16 protein-coding genes are annotated in these 18,477 nt (G+C 33.1%); 7 read left to right on the top strand and 9 right to left on the bottom strand.

Features of this window, described 5'->3' with window-relative positions:
- Window positions 1-48 precede the first annotated feature (48 nt).
- On the top strand, window positions 49-2,214 hold the full coding sequence (locus tag Q7C23_RS06085; protein WP_375031667.1) for a DNA mismatch repair protein MutS: 2,166 nt from the start codon (window positions 49-51) through the stop codon (window positions 2,212-2,214).
- A 247-nt stretch (window positions 2,215-2,461) separates the two neighbouring features.
- Window positions 2,462-2,875, top strand: a complete 414-nt coding sequence (locus Q7C23_RS06090; protein ID WP_375031668.1) for a thiol-disulfide oxidoreductase DCC family protein — start codon at window positions 2,462-2,464, stop codon at window positions 2,873-2,875.
- A 189-nt stretch (window positions 2,876-3,064) separates the two neighbouring features.
- On the opposite strand, the gene ettA is transcribed toward Q7C23_RS06090, so the two are convergent.
- From ettA to holA, 3 genes are all read right to left on the bottom strand, one after another.
- Complete coding sequence (gene ettA, locus Q7C23_RS06095; protein WP_375031669.1) at window positions 3,065-4,756, bottom strand: energy-dependent translational throttle protein EttA; 1,692 nt, start codon at window positions 4,754-4,756, stop codon at window positions 3,065-3,067.
- 70 nt (window positions 4,757-4,826) lie between these two features.
- Window positions 4,827-5,009 (bottom strand): CAL67264 family membrane protein, encoded by a 183-nt coding sequence (locus tag Q7C23_RS06100; RefSeq protein WP_072970805.1) that lies wholly within the window; start codon window positions 5,007-5,009, stop codon window positions 4,827-4,829.
- Between the two features lie 66 nt (window positions 5,010-5,075).
- Window positions 5,076-6,080, bottom strand: coding sequence for a DNA polymerase III subunit delta (gene holA, locus Q7C23_RS06105; protein WP_194656138.1), 1,005 nt, complete (start codon window positions 6,078-6,080; stop codon window positions 5,076-5,078).
- A gap of 96 nt (window positions 6,081-6,176) precedes the next feature.
- On the opposite strand from holA, the gene Q7C23_RS06110 reads away from it, so the two are divergent.
- Genes Q7C23_RS06110 through Q7C23_RS06120 form a run of 3 tightly spaced genes read left to right on the top strand, consistent with a single transcriptional unit; the run spans window position 6,177 to window position 8,535 of the window.
- Window positions 6,177-6,629, top strand: a complete 453-nt coding sequence (locus Q7C23_RS06110) for a type I restriction enzyme HsdR N-terminal domain-containing protein (protein WP_056191426.1) — start codon at window positions 6,177-6,179, stop codon at window positions 6,627-6,629.
- An 18-nt stretch (window positions 6,630-6,647) separates the two neighbouring features.
- Window positions 6,648-7,667, top strand: coding sequence for a glycosyltransferase family 2 protein (locus Q7C23_RS06115; protein ID WP_375031670.1), 1,020 nt, complete (start codon window positions 6,648-6,650; stop codon window positions 7,665-7,667).
- Window positions 7,668-7,701: 34 nt separating this feature from the next.
- Window positions 7,702-8,535: a flagellar motor protein MotB gene (locus Q7C23_RS06120; RefSeq protein ID WP_375031671.1), complete on the top strand. Its 834-nt coding sequence runs from the start codon at window positions 7,702-7,704 to the stop codon at window positions 8,533-8,535.
- 190 nt (window positions 8,536-8,725) lie between these two features.
- On the opposite strand, the gene Q7C23_RS06125 is transcribed toward Q7C23_RS06120, so the two are convergent.
- The 3 genes from Q7C23_RS06125 to Q7C23_RS06135 all read right to left on the bottom strand — a co-directional run bounded on the left by Q7C23_RS06125 (window position 8,726) and on the right by Q7C23_RS06135 (window position 12,961).
- Window positions 8,726-9,346 carry an L-threonylcarbamoyladenylate synthase gene (locus Q7C23_RS06125; protein ID WP_072970810.1) on the bottom strand — a complete coding sequence of 207 codons (621 nt, stop codon included), beginning with the start codon at window positions 9,344-9,346 and terminating at the stop codon, window positions 8,726-8,728.
- 195 nt (window positions 9,347-9,541) lie between these two features.
- Entirely contained in the window at window positions 9,542-11,878 is a 2,337-nt protein-coding gene (locus Q7C23_RS06130; RefSeq protein ID WP_375031672.1) for an ATP-dependent helicase, read from the bottom strand.
- A gap of 315 nt (window positions 11,879-12,193) precedes the next feature.
- Complete coding sequence (locus tag Q7C23_RS06135; protein ID WP_375031673.1) at window positions 12,194-12,961, bottom strand: sulfite exporter TauE/SafE family protein; 768 nt, start codon at window positions 12,959-12,961, stop codon at window positions 12,194-12,196.
- 125 nt (window positions 12,962-13,086) lie between these two features.
- On the opposite strand from Q7C23_RS06135, the gene Q7C23_RS06140 reads away from it, so the two are divergent.
- Entirely contained in the window at window positions 13,087-13,608 is a 522-nt protein-coding gene (locus Q7C23_RS06140; RefSeq protein ID WP_375031674.1) for a hypothetical protein, read from the top strand.
- Between the two features lie 59 nt (window positions 13,609-13,667).
- Here the strand turns inward: Q7C23_RS06140 and Q7C23_RS06145 are convergent, their stop codons facing one another.
- Together Q7C23_RS06145 and Q7C23_RS06150 are read right to left on the bottom strand one after the other, a co-directional pair.
- A complete protein-coding gene (locus Q7C23_RS06145; protein ID WP_375031675.1) occupies window positions 13,668-14,567 on the bottom strand; it encodes a patatin family protein in 900 nt (299 codons plus the stop codon).
- 184 nt (window positions 14,568-14,751) lie between these two features.
- Window positions 14,752-16,821, bottom strand: coding sequence for a M1 family metallopeptidase (locus Q7C23_RS06150; protein WP_375031676.1), 2,070 nt, complete (start codon window positions 16,819-16,821; stop codon window positions 14,752-14,754).
- A gap of 94 nt (window positions 16,822-16,915) precedes the next feature.
- On the opposite strand from Q7C23_RS06150, the gene Q7C23_RS06155 reads away from it, so the two are divergent.
- Window positions 16,916-17,659 carry a diphthine--ammonia ligase gene (locus Q7C23_RS06155; protein ID WP_375031677.1) on the top strand — a complete coding sequence of 248 codons (744 nt, stop codon included), beginning with the start codon at window positions 16,916-16,918 and terminating at the stop codon, window positions 17,657-17,659.
- An 85-nt stretch (window positions 17,660-17,744) separates the two neighbouring features.
- Here the strand turns inward: Q7C23_RS06155 and Q7C23_RS06160 are convergent, their stop codons facing one another.
- A complete protein-coding gene (locus Q7C23_RS06160) occupies window positions 17,745-18,290 on the bottom strand; it encodes a DUF1697 domain-containing protein (protein ID WP_375031678.1) in 546 nt (181 codons plus the stop codon).
- Between the last annotated feature and the right edge of the window lie 187 nt (window positions 18,291-18,477).

Consider the following 18,477-nt stretch of genomic DNA (forward strand, 5'->3'; position numbering starts at 1 on the left):
TCGTTTTAAAACTTTGTAACTTTGAACCTTTACAACTTACGATATATAATGATATCCATTACCGAAAAAACATTACAAGATTTACAATTTCCAACAGTGCTCGAAACCATTTCGGCTGGCTGTAACACAGATATTGGAAAAGAAAAAGCTTTACAAATAACACCTTTTAGAGACAAAGAAACTTTGATGCAGGCTTTAATGCAGACTTCAGAATATGTTTCGTCTTTTCAAAATAACAACGCCATTCCGAATCATGGATTTGACGCCATCACACACGAAATCAAATTCCTGGCTATTGAAGATAGTTTCCTGGAAGTGGGAAGTTTTAGAAAAATTGCTACACTTTCATCAACATCAAATTTCTTGTTGAATTTCCTGAAGAAATTTGACGATTATTATCCAAATCTAAATGCAAGAGCATCACGAGTTGAATATACCAAAGACATTGTTATTCTAATTGATGCTATCGTAGACAAATATGGAGAAATAAAAGACAATGCTTCTCCAGCCCTTTTGAGTATTCGTCAGAATATGAATATTGTTCGTGGTAAAGTCAATCAAAGTTTTGGAGTTGCTCTTTCTCATAATAACAGCCTTGGTTATTTGGACGATATTAAGGAAAGCTTTGTTCAAAACCGTAGAGTATTAGCGGTTCTAGCGATGTATCGTCGTAAAGTTAAAGGTTCTATTTTAGGAAGTTCCAAAACCGGAAGTATTGCTTATATTGAGCCGGAAGCAACTTTACAATATTCGAGAGAACTAGCAAATCTTGAATACGAAGAAAAAGAAGAAATTACCAGGATTCTAAAACAATTATCCAATCAGATTCGCCCGTACTTACCTTTGTTAATTGAGTATCAGGAATTTTTAAGTGATATTGATGTTGTTGCCGGAAAAGCAAAATACGCCAATAGAATAAACGGAATTTTGCCAACCATTACGGAAGAAAGAAGATTATTCTTTAGAGAAGCGTATCATCCAATTTTGTATTTGAATAACAAACAAAAAAACGAAGTTACGCATCCTCAAACCATTGAATTAAAACAAGATAACCGAATTATCGTGATTTCAGGACCAAATGCTGGTGGAAAAACAATTTCACTTAAAACAGTTGGTTTATTGCAATTGATGCTACAATCAGGAATGCTGATTCCTGTTCACGAGCGTAGTGAAACTTTCTTGTTTGACAGAATTCTAACCGACATCGGAGACAATCAATCTATTGAAAATCATTTGAGTACTTATAGTTACCGTCTAAAAAACATGAACTATTTCTTGAAAAAATGCAACAAGAAAACTATGTTTTTGATTGATGAATTTGGTACAGGTTCTGATCCCGAATTAGGAGGCGCTTTGGCCGAAATTTTTCTGGAAGAATTTTACCATCGTGAAGCTTTCGGAATTATTACCACGCATTATTCGAATTTGAAAATTCTAGCAAACGAATTGCCTTTTGCAACAAATGCAAATATGATGTTTGATGAGAAATCGTTGGAGCCAATGTATAAACTGGCTTTAGGTCAGGCCGGAAGTTCGTTTACTTTTGAGGTTGCCTTGAAAAATGGTATTCCGTTTGGACTGATTAATCGTGCGAAAAAGAAAATTGAGGTTGGAAAAGTTCGTTTTGACAAAACTATTGCTACTCTTCAGAAAGAAAGATCGAAGCTTGAAAAAACTTCTATAAATCTTAAAGAAGAAGAAACCCGTGCGCGGGAGGAAAGTAAAAAGATGGAAAACATCAATGTAAAAATTAAACAAAAATTGGAAAGCTATCAGGAATTATATGACAGCAATCAAAAGACGATTTACATTGGTCAGAAAATTGAAGATATTTCAGAGAAATATTTCAATAATAAAAACAAGAAGGAACTTATTGGAGAATTTTTGAAAATCATAGAAATTGAAAATTCAAAACGAAAAAAAGCAACTCCAAAAGAAGCCAAAGCTATAATCGAAAAGAAAAAAGAAGTAATTGCTGAAGTTTCTGTTCAGGTTGAAGAAATCCGAAAAGAGAAAAAAGAGAAAAAACTTAAACCTGTTATCGAAAAACCAAAACCAATTTTGAAAGTTGGTGACCGTGTAAGAATGTTGGACGGAAGATCTGTTGGAAGTATCGATTCAATAGAAAAAAATAAAGCAACTGTAAATTACGGAATCTTTACTTCTAAAGTAAGTTTGGATGAATTGGAATTTGTTGAAGCTGGAAAAAAATAAGTTCTCAATTTTGATCGCACTTTTCAGTTTAAAATTTTGATGAAAAATAGACGGAATTAAAATAAAGCGTTTTAAATAAATATCTTCAAAAATTCGTCAAAGAATATCAGTAATTTTTAAAAATGGCTTAAAACAAACTTATGAAGGCTGTTTTTAATTTATAAAATTTATAACAATATATATTTCTATAAGATAAATCAATACCTACAAACTTAGTCTAAAAAACTTAAAACTCACAAATCATTCGATGCAAGACTTACCAAAAAATAAAAAAATAATACTCTTCGATGGTGTTTGCAATTTATGCAACAAGGCAGTTCAGTTTATCATCAAAAATGATAAAAAAGATATTTTTCGTTTTGTGACTTTACAATCAGATTTGGGAAAAGAGATTTGTAATTATATTGGAGTGGATCAAAATAAAATTGATAGTATAATTTTATATCATCCCGGAGTTGCCTATTATTATAAATCTTCAGCGGCTTTAGAAATTGCGGAAGAGGTAGGAGGAATTTATAGTCTAATTTCAATTTTAAAAATATTCCCTGAAAAACTTAGAAATTATGTTTACGATTATATTGCCAGGAATCGTTACAAATGGTATGGCAAAAAAGAAAGCTGTATGATTCCTACTCTGGAATTGAAAGCTAAATTTTTGTAAATATAAAGTTCTTTTGAAAATGGGTGTCCTAGCCCTGATAGTAGCCCTCCTTCTATGGAGGGATTCACCATAAAAGATACAGCGGATAGCAGGAAATAGCTCCTGAAAATTCTAACTATAAAAAAATCCCAAATTCAAATCTATTACAATTTGAAATTTGGGATTTTTCAATTTGAAATTTAACTAGATTTATCTAATTAACTTTCTGTATTTCAAACGTTTTGGAGTTAAATCACCACCTAAACGTTTCTTTTTGTTTTCTTCATATTCAGAGAAACCACCTTCGAAATAGTAAACTTCAGAATCTCCTTCGAAAGCTAGAATGTGCGTACAAATTCTGTCTAAGAACCATCTGTCGTGCGAAATAATAACGGCACAACCTGCAAAATTCTCCAAACCTTCTTCTAGTGCACGAAGTGTATTTACATCTAAATCATTCGTAGGCTCATCTAATAAAAGTACGTTTCCTTCTTCTTTCAATGTCATTGCTAAGTGCAAACGGTTACGCTCACCACCTGAAAGCATTGAAACTTTCTTATTTTGTTCTCCTCCACCAAAGTTAAAACGAGATAAATAAGCTCTCGAGTTTACTTGCTTTCCTCCCATCATAATCAATTCCTGACCGTCAGCAAAGTTTTCCCAGATTGATTTATTTGGATCAATATTAGAGTGTGACTGATCTACGTAAGCGATTTTCACTGTTTCACCAACTGAAAATTCTCCGCTATCTGTAGCTTGCTCGCCCATAATCATTTTGAAAATGGTCGATTTACCAGCACCATTTGGTCCGATAATTCCAACAATTCCGGCTTGTGGCAAAGTAAAATTTAAATTATCATACAATAATTTATCTCCAAAAGCTTTTGCAACATTTTTAGCTTCAATAACATTTGTTCCTAAACGTGGACCGTTCGGGATATAGATTTCCAGATTTTCATCCAGTTGTTTTTGATCTTCGTTTAATAATTTGTCGTAGTTCTGTAAACGCGCTTTTTGCTTCGTTTGACGACCTTTAGCTCCCTGACGTACCCAGTCCAACTCACGCTCTAACGTTTTTCTACGTTTTGAAGCTACTTTTTCTTCTTGTGCCATACGACTAGATTTTTGATCTAACCAAGAAGAATAATTTCCTTTCCACGGAATACCTTCTCCTCTATCTAGCTCTAAAATCCAACCTGCAACATTATCCAGGAAGTATCTATCGTGCGTTACAGCAATTACAGTTCCGGAATATTGTGCCAAATGTTGCTCTAACCAAAGTACCGACTCAGCATCTAAGTGGTTGGTAGGCTCATCCAGTAACAATACATCAGGTTGTTGCAATAACAAACGACATAAAGCTACGCGACGACGCTCACCACCGGAAAGGTTTTTAATTGGCGTATCTCCTTCCGGCGTGCGCAAAGCATCCATTGCAATTTCAAGTTTAGTATCGATTTCCCAAGCGCCAAGAGCATCAATTTTGTCTTGTAATGCAGCTTGACGATCCATCAACTTGTCCATTTTATCCTGATCCTCGTAGTTTTCAGGAAGACCGAACAAATCATTAATTTGATTGTATTCTTCTAAAACGGCCATAGTTTCAGCAGCTCCTTCACGAACAATTTCGATAACTGTTTTAGAATCATCAAGGATTGGCTCTTGCTCTAAATAACCAACAGTATAACCTGGTTGAAATACAACATCCCCTTGATAATTTTTATCTACTCCGGCAATAATTTTTAAAAGAGAAGATTTTCCAGAACCATTTAAACCTAAAATACCAATTTTAGCTCCGTAAAAAAAGCTCAAATAAATGTTTTTAAGCACCGGTTTGTCTGCTCCCTGATAGGTTTTACTCAATTTTTGCATTGAGAAAATTACTTTCTTATCGTCTGACATTTTTTATGTTTTTTATTTTAATTATTTACTTTTTTATTTATCTAAAATATACTGCAATTAATATAATTACTTAAACTCTTCCTTTCAACGCATTAAAAACCCATGCATTAGCTAAGAAACCAACTCCAACAGCACCAAATCCCCAGCCTGAAACATCACTATATCTAAATACTCCAAGACCTATAAGCAAGAATCCCATAAGTACCATTATAAAAGTAGCCCAACCTAAAACGGTATTTTTATTCATTCCCATAATTATAATAATTATTTTTTATTGTGATTTATTTTTAGAAGTGCAAATATCGTGAATTTTCACGGCTTAATTAAATATTTTGTAAAGCATTTCTTTTAGCAGATCTGATTGTGGCAACGCATTAGCACCAACTCCTTTACTTTTAACATCTACATCACGCAAAGCACCTACAATCTGACTCACTTTTCGCATTGGGTAATTTTTCAGAGCTAAATCATATTCCTTCAAAAAATAAGGATTTACACCAATTGCGGAAGCTACATTTTTTGGATTTTTATCTTTTAGCCCGTGATATTTTAATAACTGTACAAAAAATCCAAAAACCAATCCGGTTGTCATTACTAATGGGTATTCTTTAGGATTATGAGCAAAGTTTTCTGCAATTTTATACGCTTTCAACTGATTGCGTTCTCCAATTGCTTTTCGAAGTTCAAACACATTATAATCCTTACTAAAACCAATATTTTCCTCAATATGTTGTGGCGTAATCGTGGTTCCCTGAGGCAAAATAATCTGCAGTTTTTCTAATTCATTGTTTATTTTGCTTAAATCAGTTCCTAAAAACTCGACTAACATTGCATTCGCTTTTGGGTCGATTGTGTATTTTTTTCCGGCAAGAATTCGTTTTATCCAATCGCCGACCTGATTCTCGTACAATTTTTTACTCTCGTAAACTATTCCGTTTTGTGCTAATAATTTGGTCACTTTTTTACGTTTGTCAAGTGTTTTGTATTTATAACAAAAAACCAAAACTGTTGTTTCCATTGGATTATTAACATAAGACTCAATTTTATCTATTGTCCTGGATAAATCCTGCGCTTCCTTTACAATAACAACCTGACGATCAGCCATCATAGGGTATCGTTTGGCTGTTGAAACAATATCTTCAACAGAAACATCTCTTCCATATAAAACTGTTTGATTGAATCCTTTTTCCTCTTCAGAAAGCACATTCTGCTCGATATACTCCGATAGCTTATCAATATAATAAGGCTCTTCACCCATTAAAAAATAAATCGGTTTGATATTTCCCGCTTTGATATCATTAACAATTTTTACAACTTCGTCCATTCAAATTCTTTGTTTCAGGTTTCAAGTTTCAGGTTCCGGTTTCAATAACTTGAAACTTTAAACTTGAAACCTGAAACTATTTTATATTTTTGCTTTATGTTAAAACTAAATTTTCCTTCCTATCCTTTTCGATTCAAAAATAGCGAAAATAAAGTGTCTATTTTTGATGAAATCAGAAAAAAATTTATCATTCTTACTCCAGAAGAATGGGTTCGTCAACATGTCGTTCATTATTTAATGAATGAAAAAAAATATCCTAAATCGCTAATAAACGTAGAGAAAGTTTTAACAGTCAATGGCTTAAGAAAAAGATATGATGTGGTAGTATTTAATTCCGATGGTTCTATACATATATTAGTAGAATGTAAAGCCCCCGAAGTAAAAATATCGCAGGCAACTTTTGATCAAATTGCGCGTTACAATATGACAATGCAGGCACGATTTTTGAAAGTCACAAACGGTCTGAATCATTTTTATTGTCAGATGGATTTTGAAAACGAAAAATATGAGTTTTTAAAATCACTACCCGATTACAAAGAAATTTATTAAATTATAACATCAATACTTTTGGATAAAATAGCAGTTGTCATTTTAAATTGGAACGGAATAAAATTGCTTGAACAATTTTTACCTTCAGTTATTCAATTTTCACCAGAAGCTACTATCTATGTAGCTGATAATGCTTCTACAGACGCTTCCGTAAATTTTGTCATTCAAAATTTCCCAACCATAAAAATCATCCAAAATAATGGTAATCATGGTTTTGCAAAAGGCTATAATGATGCTTTAAAAGAAGTAAATGCCGAAATATATGCTTTAGTTAATTCAGATATTGAAGTTACAGAGAATTGGTTAAAACCAATTATTGAAACTTTTGATAGCGAAAAGCAAACGGCTATAATTCAGCCTAAAATTCTTGATTTTAAAAACAAAGAATATTTTGAATATGCCGGTGCTGCAGGAGGATTTATAGATAAATATGGTTTTCCATTTTGTCGTGGGCGTATTTTCGACACCGTTGAAAAAGATAACGGACAATATGATGATACTATTGAATTGTTCTGGGCATCTGGGGCTTGTTTCTTTATCAGAAAAGAAGTGTATGATGAGTTGAAAGGCTTTGATGAAAGCTTCTTTGCACATCAGGAAGAAATAGATTTATGCTGGCGTGCTGCAAACGAAGGACACATTATTAAATACAACTCCAAATCAGTTGTATATCATGTTGGTGGCGCAACATTACAACAAGGAAATCCGAAAAAGACATTTTTGAATTTCAGAAATTCATTGTTAATGCTGGTTAAAAACCTGCCTAAAAAAGGATTGTTTTTTAGAATTTTCTTCCGAATGATTTTGGACGGAATTGCGGGCATCCGTTTTCTTACACAAGGAAAATTCAGTCATACTTTTGCAATTTTAAAAGCGCACTTCTCTTTTTATTGCATATCTTTAAAGTATCTACGAGAAAGAAAAGATTTTCAAATACAGCAATACTATAGCGTAAAAAGTATCGTTTACCTATATTACATAAAGAAATTGGTTGTTTTTAAAGAAATCTTTAACAGTAATCAAAATATTAAAAACTAAATTTGTAATCAACGTTTAATTAAATATAATACCTATGAGAAAAATAGTTATCGCACTATCAGTATTAATGGCCTTAACTTCGTGTGTATCGAAAAAGCAATATGCAGCATTAGAAGCTAAGAACAAAGAGACACAAGATTTGTTAAACTCTTGCACAGTGAAATTAAATACTTGTTTAGAAGAAAAAGCAGGATTGGCAGCTACAGCTGAAAGTTATAAAGCACATAATCAAGATTTGATCAACAGCTCAAAAGATTTAACTGTTTTAACAACAAAAGGAGCTGAAAATCTTGAAAAATCTTTAGAGAGTTTAAAAGAGAAAGATTTAAAAATCTCAAGACTTCAGGATGCTTTAACTAAAAAAGACAGTGTAACTTTAGCTTTAGTTACAAGTTTAAAAGGAGCAGTTGGAATCAACGATCCGGACATCGAAATCAATGTTGAAAAAGGAGTTGTATTTATTTCTATCGCAGATAAATTATTATTTAAAAGTGGTAGCTATGAAGTAAGTGATAAAGCAAAATCTGTTTTAGCAAAAGTGGCAAAAGTAGTTAACGACAAACCTGATTTCGAATGTATGGTTGAAGGTCATACTGATGATGTACCATACAAAAGCAATGGTATAATTCTTGACAACTGGGATTTAAGTGTTAAACGTTCTACATCTATTGTACGTGTTTTAACAAACGACCTTGGTGTTAATCCTGCAAAATTAATTGCTGCTGGTAGAAGTTCATACGTACCTTTAGTTGCAAATGATAGTGCTGAAAACAAAGCACGTAACAGAAGAACTCGTATTGTTGTTATGCCAAAAATTGATCAATTCTATGATATGATTGAAAAAGAAATGAAAAAACAAGCTAAATAATTTAGCGTTTTACATACTCTAAAAAACTAAAAAGCAGGTCTATCGACCTGCTTTTTTGTATTCTTAATTCTTCTATTTAAACAATTAAATGCAAATCAAGAACAACATTATTTTTAATTAACTAACTAAATTTTAACTGATAATAAAATTACTCAATAATTTTAAATTATTACGCAATTTCAGTATTTATTTACAAAATATCAATATCGCCTTTTCCTTCCCTTACAATTACTGGCTCGTGCTCGGATAAATCGATAATCGTAGACCCTACATTGTCACCATAACCACCATCAATTACCATATCAACAAGATTTTGCCATTTCTCAAAAATCAATTCAGGATCAGTTGTGTATTCAATTACATCATCTTCATCACGAATAGAAGTTGAAACTACTGGATTTCCTAATTGACGAACAATTTCCAAAATTATATTATTGTCAGGAACACGAATTCCGACAGTAGTTTTCTTTTTAAACTCTTTTGGCAAATTATTATTTCCAGGTAAAATGAACGTATATGGCCCTGGCAAAGCCCTTTTTAAAATCTTAAAAGTCGAAGTATCGATCTGTCTCACATAATCAGATAAATTACTTAGATCGTGGCAAATAAAAGAAAAATTTGCTTTTTCTAACTTTACCCCTTTAATCTTAGCAATTTTTTCTAAAGCACGTGAATTGGTAATATCACAACCTAAACCATAAACAGTGTCTGTCGGATAAATTACCAAACCTCCATTCTGAAGCACTTTTACCACTTTTGCGATTGCAGCTTCACTAGGTTTATCAGGATATATTTTTATGAATTCGGCCATTTATGTTTTTTGTTTAAAGTTAGTTTGTTTCAGGTTGCAAGTGTAATGTTCCTTAACCTCAAGGTTCCCAAAAATATTACGCAAAGTTCGCCATAAAAACTTTGCGAACGTAATAAAGACATTGCAAATAAAGCTAAAAATAATACTTTGCGTACTTTGCGGTAAAATTATGTTCAAAGCAGGAATCTAAACTTTTTAACCTATTATATCAAGCTTAGCAAATCTCAGCAAAAGCTTTTTAATTCCGCCAACTTCAAATTTAATTTCAGCCTTCTTATCAGGACCAAAACCTTCTAGATTAACTACTTCACCTTTCCCAAAACGTTCGTGCATTACAACATTTCCTATTGTTAATTTACTATCAAATAAATTTGGAGCTGATGAAGCAGGATTATTCCCTGCAACAGGTTTTAGTTTTCTGATATTTAAATCCGGTTTTGGCTCGTTATCCGTAATATGTTTTGGCGGCGTTCCTCCAATTGGTTTTGCCAGCCTAAGTTTTGATTTATCTACATCTCCAAAAATATCGCTATCAATCTGTGATTTATAACGATAATTACTTTCTGCAGGTGTTAAATATTCCAAATATTGCGGATCGATTTCTTCAATAAAACGCGACGGTTCACTATCTGTCAATTTTCCCCAACGGTAACGCGATTGTGCATAGGTCAAGTACGCCTGATGTTCTGCACGAGTTAAAGCTACGTAAAATAATCGACGTTCTTCTTCCAATTCACTTCTGGTACTCATACTCATAGCACTCGGGAATAAATCTTCTTCCATTCCCACCACAAAAACATGCGGGAATTCAAGCCCTTTTGCCAAGTGAATCGTCATCAAAGCCACACGATCTTCATCACTTGTATCTTTATCTAAATCCGTTGCTAGTGCCACATCTTCCATAAATTCAGAAAGTGCTCCTCTTGCACCGTCAATTTCTCTTTGCCCTTCCGTAAAATCTTTTATACCGTTTAAAAGTTCTTCGATATTCTGAATTTTAGCCATTCCCTCCGGAGTAGCATCTTTTTTCAATTCCTGAACTAAACCCGTTTTTTTTGCAACGTGATCTGTAAGATAAAAAGCATCCTGATTTTGATCAATAACCTGAAAACTCTGAATCATCGTCACAAAATCTTTCAGTTTATTCTTTGTCCCCGTATTGAGTTTTAAATCGATTTTATCAATATTTACCATCACCTCCCAAATCGAACGCTTGTAATGATTGGCTGCGATGGTTAATTTTTCTACAGTAGTATCCCCAATTCCACGTGCCGGGTAATTGATAACACGAATTAAGGCCTCTTCATCTTTTGGATTAATTACCAAACGTAAGTAGCACAAAACATCTTTAATTTCCTTACGTTGATAGAATGATAACCCACCATAAATTCGATACGGAATATCACGTTTTCTCAAAGCATCCTCCATTGCACGTGACTGCGCATTAGTACGATACAAAATTGCAAAAGCACCATTATTAAGCTGATTTTGCATTTTCTGTTCAAAAATGGTACTGGCTACAAAACGTCCTTCCTCTGCATCCGTTAAACTACGATGAACCTTAATTTTCGCACCAAAATCATTCGCCGTCCAAACTACTTTATCTAATTTGGTTTTATTATGTTCCATTACCGTATTTGCCGCTTCCACAATATTTCGGGTGGAACGGTAATTTTGTTCTAGACGAAACATTACAACACCTTCATAATCCTTCTGAAAATTCAGGATATTATTAATGTTTGCTCCACGGAAAGCATAAATACTCTGCGCATCATCTCCAACTACACAAATATTCTGAAATTTATCTGACAAAGCCCTAACGATCAAATACTGAGAGTGATTTGTATCCTGGTACTCATCAACCAAAATATAACGGAAACGATTCTGGTATTTCGCTAAAACTTCCGGGAAACGAGTCAACAACTCATTGGTTTTCAACAATAAATCATCAAAATCCATGGCACCGGCTTTAAAACAGCGATCTACATATTGCTGATAAATCTCACCTAATCTTGGTCTTTTTGCCATTGCATCGGCTTCGACCAATTCTGGATTATTGAAATAAGCTTTTACCGTAATTAAGCTGTTTTTATAACTTGAAATTCGGCCTAAAATCTGTTTTGGTTTATAAATATCACGATCCAGCTGCATTTCCTTAATAATCGAAGAAATAAGTCTGGCCGAATCTTGTGAATCGTAAATTGTAAAGTTGGAAGGATACCCCAAATGATCTGACTCTGAGCGCAGGATACGGGCAAAAATCGAGTGAAAAGTTCCCATCCACAGATTCTTAGCTTCAGTCGCTCCCACAATATCCGAAATCCTGTGTTTCATTTCGCGGGCCGCTTTATTCGTAAAAGTAAGCGACAAAATGTTGAATGCATCAACACCCTGCGCCATCAAATAAGCAATTCTAATCGTTAAAACACGGGTTTTTCCAGATCCTGCACCTGCAATAATAATCATTGGCCCATCTTTCTTTAAAACGGGTTGTCGTTGTGCTTCGTTGAGCTGGTCAATATATTTTTGCATGAATTTTTTCTCCTTATGATGCAAAAATAAGAATTATAAAATAAAGTTCCTAGGGTGCAAAAGAAAGGTTCTGAGGTTCTAAAATACTATCTCAAAGCTTCGGGACTATGTTTTTTTGAAGCACGGCAATAGACATTTTAATAAACATGGTTTCCCGCTTTCGGCTATATCTCTCCTCCCGATTGCCATCGGGATGCGAGGGTACTGCCTCTAGGTTCAAACAATTTACTTTTTTTTATACAAAGTTGCTGAGTTATTAAGTTCCTAAGACACTTAGGAAAACTTAGTATCTCAGAATCTTAGTAACTTAGAACCTTACTTAAAAAACACATCGTAAGCAAATCGGATTAAAGTACCGATCACCACAACCAAAAAGAAAATTCGAATAAAACCATTTCCTTTATTGATGGCTAGTTTAGCGCCCAACCAACCTCCAAGTCCATTGCTGACTGACATCGGAATGGCAATTGTCCATATGATTTTTCCTTTTATCATAAACAAACAAATCGAACCGAAATTAGTCGCCAGATTTACCATTTTAGCATTCGCTGAAGCATGTAAAAAATCAAAACCTAAAAGGGCGATAAAAGCCACTACGAAGAAACTTCCGGTTCCGGGACCAATAAATCCGTCGTAAAAACCAATAATTACACTGATCACAACCGCATAGATTATCTGAGTGGTAGCCGAATGATCTTTTGCAACATGTTGCCCAAAATTTTTCTTCGCGTAGGTATAAATAAACAATAAAGACAAAACTACTAATAGAAGCGGCTTCATGAAATCATTGCTGACTATTGTTAGTATAGTAGAGCCTAAAAATGCTGATGGAACGGCTAAACACATCATTATCAAAAGTAATTTCCATTGGATAACGACTTTTTTGAGGTATTGAAAAGCAGCAAAAGCAGTTCCGGTAAAGGCAGGTAATTTTAAAGTTCCAATAACGGTAGAAACGGGTAAATTGGGTAATAAGATCAAACCCATTGGAGTTTGAATTAACCCGCCACCACCAACAATGGCATCAATAAATCCTGCAGCAAAAGCAGCCAAACAAAGTAAAATTATAATATAGCTTTCCATTAATCTTGTGTTTCAGGTGGTTTTAAGAACCGTGCACAAAAGTAAACTTCCCTTTTGTTTATTACAATAGAATTAATATTGTTTTCTCAGCAAAAATTATATTTTTGTTGAAAATTTGAACCCCAATGGACTATACAAGAATTATAGAATTAGCAAGTTATACTTTACCAGCCATCGTTACCGGATTTGTGGCGTACAGCTTTTTTGAACTGCATATTAAAAACAACGATAAGAAACGTGCCTTTCTTTTAAACAGAGATTATCAAAAACAATCTTTACCAATACGTTTACAGGCTTATGAGCGTATGACGTTATATTTAGAACGTATCAACTTAACCAAATTATTGATTAGAATTGCTCCAATTTCAAACGAAAAACACGATTATGAAAACTTTGTAATCGACCAAATCGAACAAGAGTTTGAACACAACTTAACACAGCAAATTTATATGTCTGATGAATGTTGGACTATTATAACTACTGCTAAAAATTCAACGATACAAATTATTCGTAAAGCTGCCATGAGTGACAGAGTTGATAGCGCTGATAAATTAAGAGAGAAAATTTTAAATGATTTATTAGAAAAACAATCTCCTAGTAATGCTGCTTTGGGATATATTAAAAATGAAGTTTCGGAATTATGGTAAATAATTTTAGATTGTTGATTTTAGATTTTAGATTATTTGTAGCAATCTAAAATCTAAAATTACCTGTTGTCACTCATAACCTCAGATTTATTCTGAGCATATTCATAACCTTGTTCCCACCATTCTTTCATCACTTCCTTATTAAAGATTAGCGCATTATCTGTCAATTTCGTCGGGGTATAATATAAGTTAAGTTTCACATTCTTATTATTTGCTATAAGTTTTCCTATAGCAATATCGTGTTTTTCAACCTGATCCAGTGCAATTCGGAATAAATCAATCATTAGTGAAAATGGGTTTTTACCAATGACTGTTTTATCCATATTGACTTCGGTTTCTAAGATAATAACATCTATTTCTGTAGCGCCGCGATTGATCGCTTCCCGAATTGGCACCAAGCTTGAAAACCCACCATCACCATATTCGCAATTGTCTTTCTCCACCAAACTCATAAACGGAACATAGTTGCTCGAGATCCACGACCAATCACAAAACTCCTCATAGGTACAATCTTTCACTGATTTGTATTCTGATTCGTTTTTAGTAAAATTGGTTACGGTAATAACAACATCGTTATTTAGTTTTTTAAGCTTATTAAAATCGGATAGTGAAAAATTATTTCGGATGTACCTCTTCAATCCCTTACTTTCTCCAAAAGTTCTTTTTCCTCTAAAAAACTGACGCAACACATTGAAGTGATTAATCGTTACAATGTCAACTCCATCTTTATTTTTAACTACAAACGGGCAAATATTAAAAATACTTCCCATGGTAACATTCGTATAAACCGAGTGAATTTTTTTGATATGACCCAAAGCCAAATGCGGAATAAGCAAACTTCCTGTAGAAGTTCCCAAAAACAAATCGTATTCGTAATTTTTTTCTTCTATTAGATATTGCGCCACACCACCAGCAAATGCTCCTTTACTTCCTCCACCAGAAATAACCAATGCTCTCATAAATTTATTGTAGGTTTTGTTTTTTTTCAGAGAATAGAAAAAAGAATAAAGAGCAAAGATTTTCCTATCTGTATTAAATCTTTTCTCTTGCTTCTTTTCTCTATATTCTATTCTCTATATTCTATTCTCTATATTCTATTCTCTATATTCTATTCTCTATTCGCATCAATCTTTCCTCTTGCTTCTACTTCTCTATCTCTTTCAGCAAACGATTCAATTGAAACTGTTCATCGGGGGTCAAATTAGGCAAAATTCTTTCAAACGAAGCACGCATTTCTGAATTTTTTAATAAAAACCGAATTGTATCTCTTCCAAATTTTGAAAATTGCCACACATGGTGTGTTGTTGCTCCAACTAAATTACTCAAAACCTGATCGTTAATTATTTTAAATGCAATTAGCTTTTCAAGTGCATTTTGTCTAGTGGTGGCTTCATATTTTGTAGAAGAAAAGGAGATCAGTTCAGTAATCAAAGTTTCTGGATTCTTTGCATAATTCGGAGTTGACAAAGCCAATGAAAGCCACATTGTACGCAAGTTATAATCATTAAAACCAATCCAGTTTTTAGATTTTTCCAGATATTCTGAACGATGGTCCGGAAAATTTTTCCATAACCAATACAATGCAATTTCCTGCGTTTGGTAAGACTTATCATCAAGCAAAGTTTCATATTCAGCTCTAAAATCTTCAGGAATCTTACTCAAAGTTGTCGCAACATCTTGACGAACCTGAATATTATTGGTTTTTAAAGCAATTAATAAAAGTGCTTTTTTAGCCTCGTACTTTTCATTTTCCAATTGATCAACAATTGCCTGTTTTACGGAATAATAAACATCTGACTCTAGTGTTTTCTTAAAGAAAGCTTCTTTCTCTGCTAAAGGCATTTTCTTCAATTTATCAACTTCCGATCTAATCTGAATTGCTTTATTTTTACTAAGTAAAGCATTCGCAGTTGCTGTATCAAAAACAGTCGATTCTAACCATGTTTTTTGAAATTTATCTAGATCAAAATTGGAAACCTTTTTAATTTCGTCAAAGAAATTTTGCGTATTTACGGTTTGATAACCGTATTTTTTTAAATAACTTTTGATGATTTTTTTAAATGCTTTATCTCCAATCGATTCGTGCAAAACAAACAATGCCCATGCGCCTTTTTCATAAAAAGTAAGTGAACTTGCTTTAGCATTCAATACCGGAATTGTATCTGTTCTTGAGGCAAATTTGATCTGTTGTGCGGTATCGTATAATTTGAAGTAAAAATAATCGTCGCCGTAAATTTCTCTTTCAGCAAGAGCTGCATAATAAGTTGCAAAACCTTCCTGAAGCCAATGATGTTTACTACTTTCGGCTGTAATTAAATCTCCAAACCAATGATGAGCCAACTCATGCGCATCCACATTTGTATAATTTCGATCTTCAAAACCAATTGAATCTACAACATATCGCGTAGCAAAAAGCGTCGAAGTTGTATTTTCCATACCAGCGTAAAGAAAATCACGAACCGGAATTTGTCTGTAAATTTCCCAAGGATATTTCACTCCGATTTCTTTTTCCAAAAAATCAAAAATGCGCTTCGAATAACGATACGTTGGTTCAAAACGATTTACGTCTTTATTCTCCAGATAATATTCTAACGGAATTTTAGATTTAGCGGTCAATTCTTTTTTATCATATTTCCCAATTGCAAGCATTAATAAATAAGAACTCATTGGTTTTTCCATTTCGTACTGCCAATGATTCAAATTTCCGTTTGAAGATTTATCTTTCAAAATTCCATTTGAAACGACCTGATATTCTGCCTCATAATTTACTCCTAAACTGAAAATTACTTTTTCGTTAACATCATCAAAACTGGGAAACCAATTGCTAGTGTATCTTCCCTGCCCCTGTGTCCAAATTTGCACTTCTGAATTCTCAATAGTCACAAAATACAGGGCCTGTTTTGGCTTAACGACGTATTCAAAAGTTAAATGATTTTTTCCTTTTTGAAAATTGCCGATTATTTGCAATTCTTTACCTGTATTTACAGAATGAACCTCTCTATTGTCAATTTGTACTTTAGTAAATTCCATGTTTTTAGCATCGATTTTAATGGTATCAATCGGTTTCAAAACCTCAAATTGATAATCAACCGAGCCGGAAACCAATTTTTCTTTTGCATTTAAAGACAATTGTCCTGAAACGGATTTAAAATCGACAAATTTGGTTTGCTGTGCAAAAAGGAATGTGCTAAATAATAGAAGGATGTATTTCATTGAAATAAATTTGTAGGCGAAATTCCAAAGTTACAAAGGTTTCATCAACAAATCGAATGAAATTTGTAAGTTTACCACATAAAATAACAACAGCGTGTCAACACCAAAAAAAGCCTTATTCAATTGGAGCAGTGGAAAAGATTCTGCTCTTACTTTATATAAAATTCTACAAAATCCTGAATATAAAATCGAATTTTTATTGACCAGTGTCAATCAGCAATTTCAACGTATTTCAATGCATGGCGTTCGTGTTGAATTATTAGAAGCACAAGCAAAAAGCATTGGTTTACCTTTGGAAATTTTGCAAGTTCCGGAAATGCCAACTATGGAAGTCTACGAAAATGTTATGACTAAAACTTTGACAGAATTAAAGAGTCAAGGTATCACGCATTCTGTTTTTGGAGATATATTTTTGGAAGATTTACGTAAATACCGAGAAGATCAATTGGCAAAGATTGGTTTTGAAGGTGTTTTTCCGATTTGGAAAATTCCAACAAAAGAGTTGATTCAGGAATTTATTTCATTAGGATTTAAAACTATAGTAGTTTGTGTAAACGAAAGGTATTTAGATAAAAGTTTTGTTGGTCGAATAATCGATCAGGATTTTATTAATGATTTACCTGAAAATGTAGATGTTTGCGGAGAAAATGGCGAATTTCACACCTTTGCTTTTGATGGTCCAATTTTCTCAAAACCAATTGATTTTGAAATTGGAGAAATCGTTTATAGAAAATATGAAAAGCCTAAAAACGAAGATTCATCAGATACTGCTTGCGACACTAGTGCCAGCGATGCTTTTGATTATGGATTTTGGTATTGTGATTTGATTCCCAAATAAAACCAAAACCGCCACGAATTCACGAATTAAGCCTACATTTTGTGTATTAAAAATTCGTGAATTCGTGGCTTATTTTTTTTAAAAATTAATCTTCTGAATACATTTTTAAAAGATTAGTAACCGTGTTCCAATTTCGCATTGTTACTATAACATTCAGTTTTTTCTCAATGTATTTGCCTTCTAATCTTGTTTTTCCCGCGCCAACCGCATATTTAATAAAAATCCTGTTCCCGTCAATACTTGCTTCATCGGGTTTAAATTGGCTGATTTTTAAATCATTTATATTTTCCTTTTTTAGTTCCGTTGAAACAAAAGCAACATATAATTTTTTAGTGTCAATATCTTTTTCTTTTAGATACGGACTGTTTTTAAAACACAACTCCAAATCTCCCTTAGTAATTACAATCGTAGGAACTTCATGTCCAAAAACCTTGAAAATTTCCTGTTTAATCATAAAACCCACTTTCGAAGCGCTTTCTTCCTCAGAATCCACAAAAACATTTCCAGACTGCAGATAGGTTCGCACATTTGTAAAACCAATATTCTCCAGCATTGTTTTCAAAGCTTCCATTTTCATCATGTTATGGCCAGAAACGTTGATACCGCGTAAAAGTGCTAAATGTGTTGTCATTTCAAATAATTTTTATTCTTCAAAGATATTATTTTCTAAACTTCAATTTATCAGATTTTTAAATTTCCCAATTAAAATCTATCTTCGCTGTTTCAGAGATAAAAGAGTATAGAATAAAGAATATAGACAAAAATCTATTCTCTTTATTCTATACTCTATTTTCTAAAATCTAAGAAGTCTAAAAAAA

Origin of the sequence: Flavobacterium sp. LAR06 (assembly GCF_041946075.1) — a bacterium.
Classification (GTDB): domain Bacteria; phylum Bacteroidota; class Bacteroidia; order Flavobacteriales; family Flavobacteriaceae; genus Flavobacterium.

What these genes read in the sequence shown, in the direction of transcription:
- Q7C23_RS06085 (WP_375031667.1), top strand. Translation starts at nt 49, where the DNA reads ATGATATCCATTACCGAAAAAACATTACAAGATTTACAATTTCCAACA.
- Q7C23_RS06090 (WP_375031668.1), top strand. Translation starts at nt 2,462, where the DNA reads ATGCAAGACTTACCAAAAAATAAAAAAATAATACTCTTCGATGGTGTT.
- ettA (WP_375031669.1), bottom strand. Translation starts at nt 4,756, where the DNA reads ATGTCAGACGATAAGAAAGTAATTTTCTCAATGCAAAAATTGAGTAAA.
- Q7C23_RS06100 (WP_072970805.1), bottom strand. Translation starts at nt 5,009, where the DNA reads ATGGGAATGAATAAAAATACCGTTTTAGGTTGGGCTACTTTTATAATG.
- holA (WP_194656138.1), bottom strand. Translation starts at nt 6,080, where the DNA reads ATGGACGAAGTTGTAAAAATTGTTAATGATATCAAAGCGGGAAATATC.
- Q7C23_RS06110 (WP_056191426.1), top strand. Translation starts at nt 6,177, where the DNA reads ATGTTAAAACTAAATTTTCCTTCCTATCCTTTTCGATTCAAAAATAGC.
- Q7C23_RS06120 (WP_375031671.1), top strand. Translation starts at nt 7,702, where the DNA reads ATGAGAAAAATAGTTATCGCACTATCAGTATTAATGGCCTTAACTTCG.
- Q7C23_RS06125 (WP_072970810.1), bottom strand. Translation starts at nt 9,346, where the DNA reads ATGGCCGAATTCATAAAAATATATCCTGATAAACCTAGTGAAGCTGCA.
- Q7C23_RS06130 (WP_375031672.1), bottom strand. Translation starts at nt 11,878, where the DNA reads ATGCAAAAATATATTGACCAGCTCAACGAAGCACAACGACAACCCGTT.
- Q7C23_RS06135 (WP_375031673.1), bottom strand. Translation starts at nt 12,961, where the DNA reads ATGGAAAGCTATATTATAATTTTACTTTGTTTGGCTGCTTTTGCTGCA.
- Q7C23_RS06140 (WP_375031674.1), top strand. Translation starts at nt 13,087, where the DNA reads ATGGACTATACAAGAATTATAGAATTAGCAAGTTATACTTTACCAGCC.
- Q7C23_RS06145 (WP_375031675.1), bottom strand. Translation starts at nt 14,567, where the DNA reads ATGAGAGCATTGGTTATTTCTGGTGGAGGAAGTAAAGGAGCATTTGCT.
- Q7C23_RS06150 (WP_375031676.1), bottom strand. Translation starts at nt 16,821, where the DNA reads ATGAAATACATCCTTCTATTATTTAGCACATTCCTTTTTGCACAGCAA.
- Q7C23_RS06160 (WP_375031678.1), bottom strand. Translation starts at nt 18,290, where the DNA reads ATGACAACACATTTAGCACTTTTACGCGGTATCAACGTTTCTGGCCAT.